The 15327-nt window shown below is 51.2% G+C and carries 16 protein-coding genes; 5 read left to right on the top strand and 11 right to left on the bottom strand.

The genetic code is table 11. The annotated features are described in order from the left end of the window. Positions 1-12: 12 nt before the first annotated feature. From ACQKDS_RS06510 to ACQKDS_RS06470, 9 genes are all read right to left on the bottom strand, one after another. Positions 13-1239, bottom strand: a complete 1227-nt coding sequence (locus ACQKDS_RS06510) for an FKBP-type peptidyl-prolyl cis-trans isomerase N-terminal domain-containing protein (protein WP_399667546.1) — start codon at positions 1237-1239, stop codon at positions 13-15. Next, positions 1236-1658 (bottom strand): hypothetical protein, encoded by a 423-nt coding sequence (locus tag ACQKDS_RS06505; RefSeq protein ID WP_399667543.1) that lies wholly within the window; start codon positions 1656-1658, stop codon positions 1236-1238. The genes ACQKDS_RS06510 and ACQKDS_RS06505 overlap by 4 nt, the downstream gene beginning before the upstream one ends. A gap of 18 nt (positions 1659-1676) precedes the next feature. After that, positions 1677-3416: a PglL family O-oligosaccharyltransferase gene (locus ACQKDS_RS06500; protein ID WP_399667540.1), complete on the bottom strand. Its 1740-nt coding sequence runs from the start codon at positions 3414-3416 to the stop codon at positions 1677-1679. Then, positions 3382-3933 (bottom strand): fimbrial protein, encoded by a 552-nt coding sequence (locus ACQKDS_RS06495; RefSeq protein WP_399667537.1) that lies wholly within the window; start codon positions 3931-3933, stop codon positions 3382-3384. Before ACQKDS_RS06495 ends, ACQKDS_RS06500 begins: the two co-directional genes overlap by 35 nt. Before the next feature lie 56 nt (positions 3934-3989). Continuing rightward, positions 3990-4628 carry a fimbrial protein gene (locus ACQKDS_RS06490; RefSeq protein ID WP_399667534.1) on the bottom strand — a complete coding sequence of 213 codons (639 nt, stop codon included), beginning with the start codon at positions 4626-4628 and terminating at the stop codon, positions 3990-3992. Between the two features lie 40 nt (positions 4629-4668). Then, positions 4669-5427 (bottom strand): fimbria/pilus periplasmic chaperone, encoded by a 759-nt coding sequence (locus tag ACQKDS_RS06485; protein WP_399667532.1) that lies wholly within the window; start codon positions 5425-5427, stop codon positions 4669-4671. 52 nt (positions 5428-5479) lie between these two features. Then, on the bottom strand, positions 5480-8017 hold the full coding sequence (locus ACQKDS_RS06480; RefSeq protein ID WP_399667529.1) for an outer membrane usher protein: 2538 nt from the start codon (positions 8015-8017) through the stop codon (positions 5480-5482). A 46-nt stretch (positions 8018-8063) separates the two neighbouring features. Beyond that, on the bottom strand, positions 8064-8609 hold the full coding sequence (locus ACQKDS_RS06475) for a fimbrial protein (RefSeq protein WP_399667526.1): 546 nt from the start codon (positions 8607-8609) through the stop codon (positions 8064-8066). Between the two features lie 147 nt (positions 8610-8756). Next, positions 8757-9278, bottom strand: a complete 522-nt coding sequence (locus ACQKDS_RS06470; RefSeq protein ID WP_399667523.1) for a fimbrial protein — start codon at positions 9276-9278, stop codon at positions 8757-8759. A gap of 659 nt (positions 9279-9937) precedes the next feature. On the opposite strand from ACQKDS_RS06470, the gene ACQKDS_RS06465 reads away from it, so the two are divergent. The 3 genes from ACQKDS_RS06465 to ACQKDS_RS06455 all read left to right on the top strand — a co-directional run bounded on the left by ACQKDS_RS06465 (position 9938) and on the right by ACQKDS_RS06455 (position 11813). Further along, complete coding sequence (locus ACQKDS_RS06465; RefSeq protein WP_399667520.1) at positions 9938-10237, top strand: hypothetical protein; 300 nt, start codon at positions 9938-9940, stop codon at positions 10235-10237. A gap of 198 nt (positions 10238-10435) precedes the next feature. Continuing rightward, positions 10436-11299, top strand: coding sequence for a fimbrial protein (locus tag ACQKDS_RS06460; RefSeq protein WP_399667965.1), 864 nt, complete (start codon positions 10436-10438; stop codon positions 11297-11299). 13 nt (positions 11300-11312) lie between these two features. Next, positions 11313-11813, top strand: a complete 501-nt coding sequence (locus ACQKDS_RS06455) for a fimbrial protein (protein WP_399667517.1) — start codon at positions 11313-11315, stop codon at positions 11811-11813. 171 nt (positions 11814-11984) lie between these two features. Here the strand turns inward: ACQKDS_RS06455 and ACQKDS_RS06450 are convergent, their stop codons facing one another. After that, entirely contained in the window at positions 11985-12212 is a 228-nt protein-coding gene (locus ACQKDS_RS06450; protein WP_399667514.1) for a 2OG-Fe dioxygenase family protein, read from the bottom strand. Between the two features lie 706 nt (positions 12213-12918). On the opposite strand from ACQKDS_RS06450, the gene ACQKDS_RS06445 reads away from it, so the two are divergent. Beyond that, on the top strand, positions 12919-13446 hold the full coding sequence (locus tag ACQKDS_RS06445) for a hypothetical protein (protein WP_399667513.1): 528 nt from the start codon (positions 12919-12921) through the stop codon (positions 13444-13446). 458 nt (positions 13447-13904) lie between these two features. Then, on the top strand, positions 13905-14156 hold the full coding sequence (locus tag ACQKDS_RS06440; protein WP_399667510.1) for a hypothetical protein: 252 nt from the start codon (positions 13905-13907) through the stop codon (positions 14154-14156). Between the two features lie 105 nt (positions 14157-14261). Here the strand turns inward: ACQKDS_RS06440 and ACQKDS_RS06435 are convergent, their stop codons facing one another. Continuing rightward, positions 14262-14498, bottom strand: coding sequence for a DUF4282 domain-containing protein (locus tag ACQKDS_RS06435; RefSeq protein ID WP_399667507.1), 237 nt, complete (start codon positions 14496-14498; stop codon positions 14262-14264). Positions 14499-15327 lie beyond the last annotated feature (829 nt).

Raw genomic sequence — 15327 nt, 5'->3', positions numbered from 1 at the left:
CGCTCTCCTTCGCTATTGCGGTTGACGGCTATTGTCGATGCGCAACTCATAAACCATGGTGGCATTAGGGGGAACGTGGGGAGGATAACCACTTTCGCCGTAAGCCAAGGCTGGCGGCACCACCATGGTCAACGAGCCGTGATCGTTCAACTGACTGATTGCCGCACGGAATAGCGGTGGATAGGCGGATAATGGCTGCGACAACACTTTACCGCTGAGCGCCATATCTTGGATAACAGTGCCATCCGTCAGTTGCTCCTTCACCACCACATCAATCACCGCATCGTCGCTCAACGGCCGATCGCCGGCATAATCGACCCGATACCAAAAGCCCATATCCGCACGTTTTACCCCCTTCTGCTGGCTAAAGTGCGCAACGTATTCCCGGTCTTGCTGCGCTTGCCGTTTAATCACCTGCTCGCGTGCCGTATTCGCGGCGGCGTCGGCTTGCGCTATCAGCGCCGTTAACTCCTCTTTGGGTAACAGTGGCTTGCCCGATACGCTATCCAGTACGCCAGCCAACAGGCTGTTGCGGTCAACCGGTACCCCCCAGCCCTGGCGCTCTGCCATTAACGTCTGAATATCGCGCCCCAACGCACTACCCGCCGCGTAAGACAGCCGGTGAGTCTGGTCTTTCAGTTGGTTCGGTGTCAGCGTCCACTGTTGCAACGTCTTGAGCTGTTGCTGCCACGCCAGCCGATCGCGGGTATAACGCGCGTCACTGTCAGCCCGCTGTTTTTCCAGTTGAGTCAGTTGCTCAGTAGCCCGCTTGAGCAATGCCGCACTGCGTTGTGCATCCGGGGTACCTTGCCAGGCCTGCCGTAATCCACCCAACCACTGCTGCAACGGGGCTAAATCAGGCAATCTGGGTGCCGGCGGTTCAAGCGGTTTTTGCTCACGTAACGCCGCCAGTTCCTGACGCAAGGCGCCCAGCTCCACGCGTTGCCGCGCCAGTTGATTCTCACGTTCAAGCAATGCCCGGCGCAGCGTAAAGGTGGTAGCGGTAGCCGTTGTCGTTGCAGATGTTGCTGGGGGACGACGGTGATGCGTTTCCGCGTTGTGGTTCGCCGCAGGGGGTTTCGCCGCCTGCGCTTCGGGAGCCGGATCACGCTGCATTGTCTGTTGCTGATACTGTTCTGCAAATTGCAGAAGTGCCGGTACACCATCATCGGCCTGAACGCCGCAAGGCACCTGAGCAAGAGTCAGTGTTACCAGCGCCGTGCGCAGTGCCTGCTTCATTTAACCTGTTCCCCGCGCTCAGCCAGACCGGTCAACACCGCTTGGTTCACCTCAGCACACAGGCGGTTGACCTTGTAGCGATACAGGGCGTCCACCGTCTCTTGTGTCTCGCCATTCACTTTGGTGCGCAATCCGGCATACAGCGAAGCGCCGCTCATCAAACTGTCAAAAGCCTGCTTATAGTGCTGGAACTGTTTTTCGTTCACCGTGCGCAATGCGCCCAACTCTTGTTGGCACTGCTGCAAACGCTCCGCCTCGCGCTGCTTACGCAACGCGTCTTCCGAAGGCGCAGGCTGCGCGGCGGCTGCACTCTGCTGCCCCGCTTTCGAGGTTTTTGTCGCCTGACACGCCACCCCGCCGATTAGCACGGCAGTTAAAATCCCCGCCCGCAGGGGCAACGTCATACGCTTTGTGATCATCTTCAACTTCCTTTTTATTTACACTTTTGATGTTGCCGTCGGCGGGTAAAAACGCCGGTCACGTGGAAATAACAGTGCCGCGCTGGAGCGATAACGTTCAGCTACCGCGCTTTGCTGCTGGTGGCGCAAGATAGCGATCAAATTGGCATAAACGTTGGCATCAACCCGCGTCGTCAGATAGTGCTGCGCCCAAACGGCGTAGCGATCCAATTCAGCGTCATCGCGCGAAACGTTGTAGGCCAATAACCGATGCGTTTGTAGATCAAAGCTTCTGCGCTGTTGCAGTCCCCATTTCGCCAGCGGCGACATGGATTGCAACGGTCGCATATCCCGCAGCCCGCCGCGTTCAACGATGGTTAACGCCAGACCACCGCGAAATATCTCCAGCATCAATACCATGCCCGCCAGACACAGCAGCGCGACGCCACCGCGTACGGCAATCAGCCCGTGACCGGCAGTGCCAATCAAGCGAGAGTGGCGGCAGGAAAGACGGTCAACCGTCGCCAACAGCAGCACAAAAACCAACCAATGCAGCGCCGACAGGTAAAACGGGTATTCCAGTTGGCTGTGTAACGCCATCGGCAGCAAGGCCAGACACAGGCAGGTTGCCTCTCCGGCATCACCGCGCCCGGCGGCAAAAGCGCGGCGATCGTGTGCCAACGCCTGAACGCACAAGCGCACTGCGCCTGCGACGATCGCCAACATACCGAGCAACGCCACCACACCGCCCTCCAGCCACCACAACAAAATTTCATTGTGGGGATGGCGCGCGATTTCCAGCACCGCCGTTGGCGGCTGCTGGCTAATGCGAAATTGTTGAAACGCCGCCTCAAAACTGCCGTAACCCCAGCCAACGAACGGATGTGCGGCAATCATTTTCAGCGTGTCCAACAACATGGCGAGCCGCGCCTGATTCGACATCGCATGGGAATGCAGCCCGCCCCCTTCATCGGCCGCCAGCAGCACGCCAAGCCCCAATGCGCAGCCAAGTAACATCCATCCGCCGAGCACGACTAACTGACGAGGAAAGCGCCTTCCCCATACCGCCCAATATCCCAGCAGCACCAACGCCCCCGCCAACCAACCGGTGCGTGACTGCACCCAAACCAGCAAGGCTGTCAACACCAGCAACAGCAGCGACAACGTCGCTTTTCGCCCCTTCTCCCAGACAGCCGACGGCAGTACATATCCGGGTAATAACGCCAGCATCAGCGTCAGCGCCAAACCGGTGGCCAGAAAACTGCCCAGCACGTTGGGCTGTTGGAAGATGCCAAACACCCGCGACCCGCGCATGGGCACCCAGCTCCAGGCGGGTAGGAAAAGCTGCAACAGCGCGATCGCCGCCTGAACGCTCACCATCAGCACGAGGCACACCACCAGCGCACCGCGCCAGCGTGCATTAAGCCGCCGTTGCAGCCAGGCGCAATACAGTCCCCATCCCGCCAACAATCCTGCAACACGCCAGGCCGAGGTACTCGTGTCCCCTGCGGGGCTGAAAGCCAGCGGTAGGCAAAGCAACAGCACGCCGCAGGAGAAATACATCGCCGTTGGCGTGATAAACCCACCGCGTCGGCTCACGCCACGTACGCTGATCAGCAGCACCATCCCCGCCAGCAGCGCATAAGTCAGCGTATTGAGCGGTAAACCCAGCCCCACACCGCCCATATTCGGGAAATAACACAGCGACACGGCAAACAGCGCGATAAAGCACGCCACCAGCGCATTATTCGTATTCCAAACTGAACGTTGCTGTCGCACTGAATTCCCCACGGCCAATGGTTTTGCTTTGAATCGCTTGCGGCTCGCCCTGCACGTAAGCCTGTAACGCAATCAGGTTACTGCCCGCCGTCAGGCGGTATTTGTCACTCGCGCTGTTCAACGGCAGGGCTTGACCCTCACGATCTTCCAATCCAATGGCTATGCCTGACGCGCTACTGGCACTGTCTAACGCCAGCAACCCGGGCAACTTGGCGTTCTCAGTGCCGCTAAACGTCACCGATACCGTATTCCCCAGGCTGAGATCGCACTCCGCCAGATGCAAAGTAAAAAGTTGGCTAGGCGTGCGGGTGTTCAGATACAGGTATTTATCCACAATGGTGCCAAAATCGAGCTGAATCTGTTCTTCACCGGGTGGGATCACGCAGGGTTCTGCGACCAATGCGCCGCGAAAGCGCATATTCTCATCGGCGACCGCGGGTGGCATGGCCAGCCCGACCGCTAACAGCCCGATGCCCAGCAACGCGCTACCGCGACGGGCGATGGTTCTCGCGCTCATGGTGTCACTCTCCTTTATTCGCATTGCGCTCACCGTTCCTTGCCGTTATCCGGCGATTAGTCGTAATACAGCCGGAAGTCGATCGTCGCGCGATAGGCCCCCACGCCCAACGTTGCCGGCGTTCGGACCGGTGTCACCGTATAGGTCAGCGTGTTTTGTCCCGGCGACAACAACATCGGAGGATTGCGCGTCCCCAGCCGCACCGGCTGGCCGTCGCTGTTGGCCAGTTGCAACGCCAGCCCGCTGACGCCGCTCACTTTCACCAGCATCGGTGCATCGTCATCGGCGGCGGCCATAAAGCCCACCGACACCGCAGGCTGGCTGCCGTTCCACGCTAGCGCACCGGTCCACGTGTCCCGATTGCTGGCCGGGGCGCGCAGGCAATCTTTCAATTTCAGTTCAAAGGCCACCGGCGTACCGCGATCGCCCGGTTGCTGAAAGTGCGCGCTACCGGTTTCACCTAACCAGACTTCTTGTCGCGCCGAGGCCATTTCCAGACTGCACGCGCTTTCCGTCAGAGCGCCATAAACGTGCAACACGCCATTAGCCCCCTCTACGTCCCAGTTATCGACTGCGCGTGCCGATGGCAACAGCATGAACATCATGCTCGCCGTAAGCGGTACCATCATCGCTGCTGCTGCCGTCAGGCCGATCAGGCGCCGTTGGTAGCGTGCAAAGGGTTGTCCGTTCCGCATAGGTATTTTTCTCCGCTGTCTGTGTCGCTGCCGTTACTGGTTACTTTTTGTCTGGCACAACGCGACACGAGGTGCCTGCACAACTGAAGGTCAGTTGCGGACGGCCGCCGTAATCGTTGATATAGGTCAGTACCGGGCTGCTGCCCAATGCCGCCGCCGATACGCTCAACGGGGCGCTGCCGAGTGGGGCAATCATCACCGGTTCGAAACCGGCGACGCCTTTACCGTCTTTACGGCTGCTGCCCTCGACCAACGTCACGTAGAAAGGCGTTGGGTTATTCACCACATAGCGGCTGCCTTGTTTGGTCAGCGTCAACGCTTCCTGGCTAGGCGCCGCGTTTTTTTGCGGGGCAATCGCCGCCGGGCGGTAGAACATTTTGATGCGCGTTTGTAGCGCAATTTGTAGCGTGTTCGGCTTGTCGCTACGTGGCGGGATCTCGCGCAGATTGAAGTAATACAGCGTCTCACGGTCTTGCGGCAGCTGTTTGGCTACCGGCAATGCCTGGATCTTCACCTGGCTTGGTTTACCCGGTTCAACACGCTGCACCGGCGGCAGCACGGTAAACGGGCTTTGGATCTTGTTGCCGTGCTCGTCCTCAATCCAACCCTGAGCCAGATAGGGCAACTGCTGGTTCTGGTTGCTGATATTGAGGCTCATGGTTTTTTGATCGCCGTTAAAAATCACGCGAGTGCGATCCAGCGCGATAGCAGCATGGGACGAGGTCGCAACCGCGCCCATCGACAGGGCCGCAGCGGTGGCAAACGCGCCCAACAGGGATAATTTTGGTTTATTTATCATCGTGTTCATCTTCTTCACTGTTATCAATCGGTCACGAATAGCCGGGCACCATTCATTCGGCGACCGGCGTGGAGGTACTTGCCGCAAGGGGGTGGCATGGCAACAGCAGGTTACTCATCAGCATCTCAACCGGGAGCGGTGTCGGCAGATGAATTTCACACTGTGGGCCACCGTTCCACTGCACGGTCATCACCTCACCGGCGTTGATGCCAGACAGATAGACACTGCCGCCATCATTCACAATGCCGGTTTCCTGCTGACGTGCATTCATCACCGTGGCACCAAACGGCGGCTGGCTGCCATCCGCCAGCTTGATGATGGCCATCGCCTTTTCACCGGCGATCACCGCAAATTTGCGATAGCCGATAGCGCCTTCGGTCAGGGTGGCCTGAACCACCGAACGCGTCGCTTCAACGTTGTCGCCCAAGCGATTGAGATCGATGCTGGCTTTGTTGCGGTAATAACTGTTGACGTCAGTGACAACGGCCTTGCCAAAGCGGTTAGTCATCACCGTGCTGCCGTAACCGCGCACCGGTACATCGGCAACGCCGTCGGTATCGAGCATTAATCGCGTGCCGCCCGGCGTGGTAACGCGGTGTAAAACCATCCCTTCCGCCGCCAACGTCATACCGCCCTGCGCCGCCAGCCCCACCGCGCTGTAACGCCCCGCCTGATAGCTGGCATTAGCATTGACCTGCGCCAAGTCGCCTTCATGGCTGTAATAACCGCTCAGCGTTGCCCCACTGCGTGCGGCACCGGCGGTTAATTGATAATTGTTATGCTCATCAATGCGATCGTAGTACCCCACGCGCTGCGAGCTGTTGTCCCGGTTGACCGTCATGTTGTAACTGAGCGTCGAGGTGTTCCCCCACGGCACCGACAGCGACAAATACATGCCGTCATCGTTGCGCTCGTTGTAGCGGTTGCGATAGGCCGACAGCGAGAGACTCATATTCTTGAAATTGCCAAGGTCGAAGTAACGTGACAGCATCAGGTTATAGCGATCATTGGCCGCCCGATCCCAGTAGGTTTGGTGGCTGTAGTTGAGGTAAGCACTCAGCCCCAGCTCGCGGAACTGTTTGTTGAAGGTGATGGTGTACATCTCCTTGCTCTTACCGCTGCGGTTGCTTTCATAGCGTTCATCCAGATATTCCCCCATACTCATGAAATCTTCCTGGGAGAAGCGATAACCGGCAAAGGTCACCTGGCTGTCGTATTGGTCAAAGTTTTTCGAATAGCTCAAACGATAGGAGCCGCCGGTCTTGATACCGTCTTGCGGCAATTTGGCACGCGATTGCGTGGCGTCGAACGACAGCGCACCCAGCGCCATCAGATCGCGACCGACCCCCAGTGACAGCGCGTTGTAATCGCCACCGGCGATCGCACCGCCATACAGCGACCAACCGTTGCTGACCCCCCAAGAGAACTCTCCGGTACCAAACAGCGGCCCGCGCAGGTGATGGCCCCACTCCGACGGCTTACCCGCCGCCAGCTTGTAACGCACGGTGCCAGGCCGCGTCAGATAAGGAATGTTGGCAGTATTCATTTTGAATTCTTGTACGCTGCCATCCTGCTCCTCAATCCGCACATCCAATTCACCCGACACCGCATCATTGATGTCTTGAATACGAAACGGCCCAGCCGCGACCTGCGTTTCATACAACACGCGCCCCTGTTGGCTGATCACCACCTTGGCATTGGTTTTCGCCACGCCGCTCACTTCCGGGGCGTAGCCGCGCAGGTTCGGCGGCAGCATGTTGTCGTCCGATCGCAGACTGGCACCGGTAAAACGCAGGCTGTCGAACAGATCGGAGTTAAGGTAATCCTCACCCATGGTGAGACGCGAACGCAGCGCAGGAATCGCCCGGTAGGCGTAATAGCGGCTCCAGTCGAACTGCTTATCCGTCGACTGACCCGATCCGGTTTGATGATTGAGGTTGGCCTGCCAGTCGGCTCGCAGACGCCAAGCACCTAAGTTGGCGCCCGTGGTGCCGTTACCGCTGAGGCTGTAGCTGCTGCTGCCGCCTTTCAAATTCTTGCGACTTTGCCCATTCACGTTGTAATCAAACAACAAACCGGGAATACCGTTATCCCAGCGTGAGGGCGGATCCCAGTTTTCCGAGCTGTATTCCAAATAGGCCTGCGGAATATTGAGGTACAGCGATGACGTGGCCAGATCGCCACGCGCCTCAATGCCGTCTAAGCTGTGTATATCTAGACATTGACCGTCATGCGTCCAACGCAGCGTATTTTCCAGCTTTTCTTTCAGCCCTAATTGCATTATCAGCGCGGGTGATAAACACACCTCGCTGCCTTTTGGATCGTTTTCGGGAGGAACATAACTGATGGGTTGTTCCGGTAAGTCAGTTTTATTGACGTGAACAACCATGGTATAAGCGCCCGGCATGATATAGCCGCTGCGCGTAAATTGGCTGAGATCGATATTTTGGCGATCGTTGGTATCTAATACATCGGTATTGAACTGAATTTCATCGGCAGCATAAACCAGCGTAAACGGATTACCCAACGACAAGGTAATGCACAGCCCCAGAGTGTGAAAACGAAATAACTTCCCTGCCGGTGAAAGCATAATAAAATCCCTTCAGAAACGTATTAACCATCAGAACGAGAGAAAATCAAAAATAATCCAGCTTAAAACGCAGGGTAGAAAAATAGCTTCCCGCTTTGAGCGGTTGGTGATTTGGCATCAACGTCATGGAGTAATTAAGCGTTCGATTTCCTGGTATTATTTTTTCCATCGGCAAGGCTTCACCAGGAATAACCGGTTTCCCGCTACTATCATTAATTTTCAACGCCACGCCACGCGCGTCACCCTGTACGCTAAAAAGATCGCCCTCGGCATGACCGTCAAACGTCACCTGAAAAAAACGCCATTCGGGTTTATTTCCCGGCCGTTCAAGTATGCAATTCACTAATTCAATACTGAATGTTTTCGTCAACCCTTGACCATCACGAATAATTTGTCCAAGCGGAATCGTCTCCATATCGATGGTTTGGTCTCGGCTACCGGCGGCAATCGCACAGGCCGTATCAATAATGGCTCCTTGCATATTGACCCTGCCCCATCCTTGCAGAACAGGTGCGGCATGACTCACCGCAGACGCCAGCGCAAATATGAATACCAAAGATTTCACGCCAGCCTGATTCCCTTGTAAAAACATCGCGGCATTCCTTTGACAGGGGATCAACCGGGCATGCGGTTAATAACATGCCCGGTGTCGTTATACCCGCCTTATTTCAAACTGCATTCCTATAGGTTTACACCGTAATGCAACGCGTCATAGTTAGGGTATTTAGCTACATGGCTATTACTGATAAGCCAGAGTGAAATCAGCTACGGCAGAAAAATCACCTGGAACAACGGCAGCAGAAGCGCCTTCACCTTGCAGGTATGCAGCAAAACGCAGGGTGTTATCGTCATTGTTCAGAGGCTGAGCAGCGGTCGCTTCACCCAATTTAATTGGCTGGCCGCCGTAAGAGATCGCCACACCGGCCCCTTTCGCCGTACCCGCGATACCCAGCAAGTCTTTATCCGTGGCAGAAGCGACGCCGCTGAAGGTGGTGGTGACGCTTTTCAGCGTAGTGGTGTCACACTGTTCCAGTTTGATTTCAAACAGACGCGGCTTAGACATGCCGCCATCTTTCAGCGCCACATTAGACACTTGGCCCAGGTCTACGGTCTGGTCAATAGATTCAGGGGCGATTGAGCAAGGTGCATCAATAATAGAGCCGGTGAAAGTGACTTTACCGTGTCCCTGATCGGCAGCGTGAGCGAAAGAGGTAGCGCCAAATGCAATCACTGCTGCCATCATGATTTTGTTAAGTTTCATAAAACCTATATTCCTTATAAGATGAGAATGCGTATTTCCCGTAAAGAACAGGGTATCCAAACACCCAATGTTATTCGGATAACTCATCCTTATTCTTTAACATTTTGAGAGTCGTCATGTTGTCAAAACCCAAGCGATATTGACGATAAGCCCTTCCTTAAAAAAGGAAAGGACCGTTTAAATCATCATAAAATTAAACAAACTCAAACGAAGATTTAATTTATCAAGAAGATAAAAAGCATCTCAATAATCACTCGTAGTTGACGAGGAATATTCTTACAAAACTGTGCATTTAAACAAAGCCTTTTTTAAGGTAAGGTAAATATTCGCAATTTATTTCCTTTATCAGAGTATTTTCTTGCTGTTTTTAGCCTTATAGATCGTAAAACACTAAAAACTAGAATAAAATCCTGTTTTTTGTGATTTACCAAACAATGAGATCGCAAAGATGCACTTTGTGAATATAATAAACCAAAATTTACCCTTATCGCATGACGACAAGCCTGTTCCAAGGCCAGTCAGCCAGTACCCGACATTCGATTATTTTGAGTCGAGAAACGCGTTAGGTTTTTGCTTTCTCTAGGTTTTATCCTATACGCAGATAATTGAGAAAATGACGTTCTCCTAGGGAAGCAGTAAAGAAAGACAGAGGAAGTACAATGGAAATGTTATCCCCGAAAAGACAAGAAACACGGCAGCTTCAGCACGCATTGAGGCAAGCATTGTTAACGCACTCCCCCCGATCGACAGACGGTAAAACGCCGCCAGACCAGCATGAATGGCTTTCTACACGGCAATTAGCGGAATATATCAATGTCGGTGTTTATCGCGCCCGTAATCTATTACTGGAGTTGGTCGCGCAAGGGGATGTTATTGTCACTTCTGGCTCGGTGAAAAACTCGCTGAGGTGGTATCCCACCGCATTGACTGCAGCACATAACGACTCTGCGGGAGAATAACGCATCCTCCCTTCTTTTATTTAATAGGGTTAGTGGATGCAATTTTACTTTCCGCTTTAAGCGCAACCGTGCGTCACTCATTAATGGGAATTTATTGTGAGAAAATTATTTTCTTTGCTGTGCCGTTGCCTGACCGTTATCGTCATATTTGCCGGGAATGCACATGCCTTTACCTGCACCACCTCTGACGGAGGCCTGATTCCACAGGGTGGCTCGAATACCCCAGTTGACGTTCGCGTTCGCATCGGCCCACAGCTATCCTATGGTAAAAACGAAATCGTCAACGTAAGCCAGGTAACCTGTAAAAACGACGTTGCCAGTTGGACAGACTATTTGAAAACCGCCAGCCCGGCCTTGGCCATGAACAACGCCATTTTTGGCACAATCGGCAGCGGTATGACAATTAACGGGAGGGATTATAATTCCCCAGTACCATCCAACGTCAGCGTATTAACCCTGACCAATTTGAACTCACAATCAGTCGCGATACGGGTATTCATCGTGCTGAATAAGTCCCCCACGACGGATATTAAAATCAATAAAGGTGACGTCATCGGCCAAATTAACTTTTCGCAGACTAATGATAGACCAAACTGCCCGTCATGTGGCCCTTACCGTTGGCGCTTGATTGCCGACAACGATGCGTATTTTGTCACCACTAGCTGTACCATTAATAATGGTCAACAAATTAACGTCAACTTTAATCAGATCCGCCAAGACTACTTGACCACCACGACGAATAATGCGCAGATTAAACAAGATAAGGCGCTGACGTACCACTGTGACGATCTGAGTGCCACCCAAGATATTCTGATCCGCTTGGTGAGTGATTCGACGAGGTTCTCGTCCAACTATATTAAAACCACCAATGCCAATGTCGGCGTCGCCATGATGTATAAGGGGGCGGTCGTCAAACCGAATGATACCTTCCGTACACGCATCGATAATGGCATCGGCAGTGACACCATTACGTTTGTACCGGTAAAAAATAATGTGCCCTATACCAATATTACTACCGGGCCGTTATCCGGCTCAGCGACGCTCATTTTCAGCGCACCGTAAAGCAGAGGTCAGCATGTTCAGCATAAGGAATCGGCGCGGTGCTTGTCTGCTTTTGGCACTGTCAGCGTTAAGTCATGGCGTCTTGGCGGCGGATCAAGGCACCAAAATCAGTATTACCGCAACCGTGGTGGCGCCGCCACCGTGTGTGATTAATGAAGGGCAAACGATTGATGTGGATTTTGGTGATGTCGGCGTCAACCGAATTGATGGCACCCGCTATATGCAGCGGCTAAATTACACCATCAAATGTGAATTCTTAGACGCCACACGCCAGCTAAAAATGAAAATTCTCGGCACCGGTGCGGCGTTTAATGCCAACGTATTGCGCACTAACATCAACAATTTGGGGATCAAGCTGTTGGCAGATGGCAAAGCGTTGAATATCAATACCGCATTTAATATTGATTACGCTAACCCGCCCCAACTGGATGCCGTCCCGATAAAACAGGCCGCTGCAGCGTTGACAGAGGGTGAGTTCAGCAGTGGTGCAACCATGCTGGTGGATTATTTCTGAGCACGCGCCAGCCTTATTGTCTGTTGCAACGCGGCAATAGGGCGTGGTGCTGAGATTAGCGCCACCACATCACCCCCACCCAACATGCCAACGCGATGGCGACGGGGCGATCCATTGAAACCAGCACCGCCCCCCGATAGCCCAGGACGGCAAAACGGTTCAGCACATCACTCAAAATGGCAGATTCCCCTGCCCTAACGGCAAGTGTTGATGATGCATGCCATGCAGTTCCACAATATGCAGGTGGCGTATACCGACGCGTTCGGTCAATAAAGCGTAAGGGTGCGCCAACAATGTTTGCATGATGTCGTAGTGGATAAACGCATGTTCACCGCACGGGTAGACACGCTCAATCCCGCCTAACAAACCGTTAACGCTCGTGCTTTGAAAAAATGGCAATCCTGTAATTTATGCCATTTCCCAGGTTGATTAATCTGGAATTTGCAAATTCGCCGCTGGCGCTGTGTGCTTTCCTGAAGAGAGGCGTCAACCGCTAAATTATTCCAGGCAGAAAGAAATTCTTTTCCCATCACATCTTCCGCGCTGACGTTAATCGTTGCGCTAATGTTGGCAAATAAAGAAAATGCAGCACGGATAATCGTTATGTTAACGGCTATTCCTGCGCACGGCGCGCATCTGGAAGCATTTTATTTTCCATTTTGATACGCATGTCAACAAGGGATTAGAAAATTAGCAGAGAAATGAAAAACCGACAACTTAGCAAATGATATAGCGGACATCGCAAAAATCAGCGCATAACAAATGGTAATGATTGTTATTTAAGACAATAGGCATTAACTTTTCCTGCGCAATTAACCAGAAAGGAAAGCACGGAAAAATAACCACTAGTCGATGATTAAGAAAATTCAAATAACAAAAGTTTATCGCTTTCATGCATTTTTTACAAAACAGCCAACCTATAGCATACGAACAGCATGAATATGTTAATTATCACTATGATAATGATGTGCAATGAATTAATTAGCAATCGCCGGTAAATTTAAATAAAAGACGAACCTTCAAATAAGAATTGACGATTTCATAACCGATTACTATAAATCCAATACAGTCTAACACAAAACCCTGTATATAAACTGGAGGTAACATGAAAGAGAAATCGTTAATTAACTTATTACCCAATAAGTTAAATGAGTTGTTAGCCAAGATCCATCAACATACCAAAGACATCATTGATAGTTTAATCCCCGAGGCTAAAACTTTTGTTGAAGACAGTATCGTCGTGTTCAGAAGCTTGGTTCAGGATGTTAATGAGTTTGTAAATGAACGCGTTAGCAACCTGTGGGACTTGATAAAAAACCCCGGGAAATTCATTGGTGATATGCTGAACGACGGTAAAATTTTAATCGAGAAAGTTGGCAAGTTTGGTGAACAGATTAGTGAAAAATTCGCCGAGCTCAGCGATCAAGCCAAAGAAGTTATTAACGAAAGTATTATCATACCATTGAAAGATTTTCTCGATGGCCTCTTCCCCGCAAAAGAGAACAAAGCGGATTCTCATGACGAGCTTAGTTACCAACTTTATGATGACAGTAACGTGGGGTTTAAAGCGGTAGATATTGAGATTACGGGTAGCACACCAGTAACCAGTAGCGACGCCAATCAAATTATTTAATGATGTCTACTCTGATTTTTTGGGAGGGATCCCAATTCGCATATCCATTGATTGATTAATTTATTCTATTATAATGATGCCGATTAAAAAGTACGTTATTTTTTACCCTTGCGTTATCGTAAATTAACAAAAAGTTTTTATAAAAATTCACTCACCTAATTAAAAATGATTTAGCCACGCATATCTCGGCGTTATCGCGGACAAGCTAATTCTCACTATTCACGTCTTTCATCAGATAATGAACCCTGTAGACAAGCATGGATGATAATACCACCATACCATTCAGCTAAAACATCGGGGCGGCGTAATGTGACGTGATGAATCTCGCCGCGCGCTTACCATAGATTATAAATATTGTAATGATGGATACGCCCTTTACTGATAATATAACTGCTGTTTTGTGCTGTACATTATCAAACATTGGGATGTCCAGACGCTCACCACGGAATAACCATACCATGAAGACGCATAAGCCACGACGTCCAGCCGGGCGTTGGGTCTACTACATCCTCTACGACGATATTCTGTGGCCTTGCCCGGTAAAATGGGAGTGGGAAAGCGGATGCCATGCCTGGCTGCCTTTCTACTACTCACCCACCTTGGAGTTCGTCGCTGGCGATCCATCACGCGCGGTAAAAATAAGCCACGGCACGCGTAAAACTGCGAAGCGGGTGAGTACCCGACGAACGCATCAAGACGGTAGGCCATAGCGGATACGGCAATCGAGCGGCGTCTTTATCAGGACGGTTTGTTAACCGTCTGGCAACCGCAATGAGAATACAGAAAGCCGGGCGAAACCCGGCAGGTTGACCCGGTTACGGTTTTTCAGCGATTTTGCGCAGATACTCGTTATTTTTAAAAGCAATGATGACCATCTCAAACGCAACGCGAACAAACACCCCACCGAGGATAATGCCGAGCAGCCCGCGAAATACCTCGCCATAAAACATCATGAAAATGCCGCTGACCACTACGCCTAATAGCGATAACCAATAAACAACGGTGATGATTTTTGGCGTCAGCATTGCATCAAAGAAGAAGATATTTCTCATGTCAGTCTTTCCTTAAATCGTTATGTCGTGATCCCAGAGTTGCCACACAGTGCAGCCGTTGCATTTTGTCATACTCAAACGGGAGTGACTAGCGGCATAGAGCAAGTGGAATTCAGCTTATCTTAAACAGAAATAAACCGATGCTGTGGCTAATCAAACGCCTCTTCGAACCAACAGACTACACTTTCCCTATGGGTATGGCTTCGTCGCATAACACCAAAGACAGCATAGCGTTCGTCTCTGGGGCTGATGTGAATATCGGATGCCTATAGCTAATATTGAAAAACAATCCTTATTTACCAAGATCATTCTCATGAACGATGAGTAACCTCAAAGTAAAAGAGGTTATTCCAGCCGTATCGGATACGAGCACTGATACCATGCCGTAATTCTTACGTAATTTTAATGAGGCAACGTATTATTTTTTATTCTTTGTAACTATTAATAAAAAATTTACTAGGGATATGGCAACTAAAAAAAACCAGATACAGATCTTATGACTGATTATTTGTTTTATTTCGATCGAATATTCTTAGCGATGATAATCACCAATCTACCACCAAGAAACGAGATGGCTAACTTACGATAAATTGTTATTTTTTCATATTTATTTTTCATGGTAAGTTGGTTCTGCTTAGTTTCTCTTTTCGTTATTATTCTAATTTCAAAATATAGCATCAGGTTTTCTCTTTTGGTTTCGGGTTTGGCAGTGATGAGTCTTGATAAGATCAAATGAGGGTTTTTCTATTCTTACCTGATGAAGGAGAGAGTAGCATTGAGGGAAAACCTATTAGTGCTTTAATCGAGATTTAATTACTGAACATAATCG

It is taken from the genome of Serratia sp. NPDC078593, assembly GCF_050268245.1.
In the GTDB taxonomy this organism is placed as follows: domain Bacteria; phylum Pseudomonadota; class Gammaproteobacteria; order Enterobacterales; family Enterobacteriaceae; genus JBNNGK01.
Note: the sequence above shows the minus strand (reverse complement) of the source record. Positions and strands in the feature narration are given on the sequence as shown.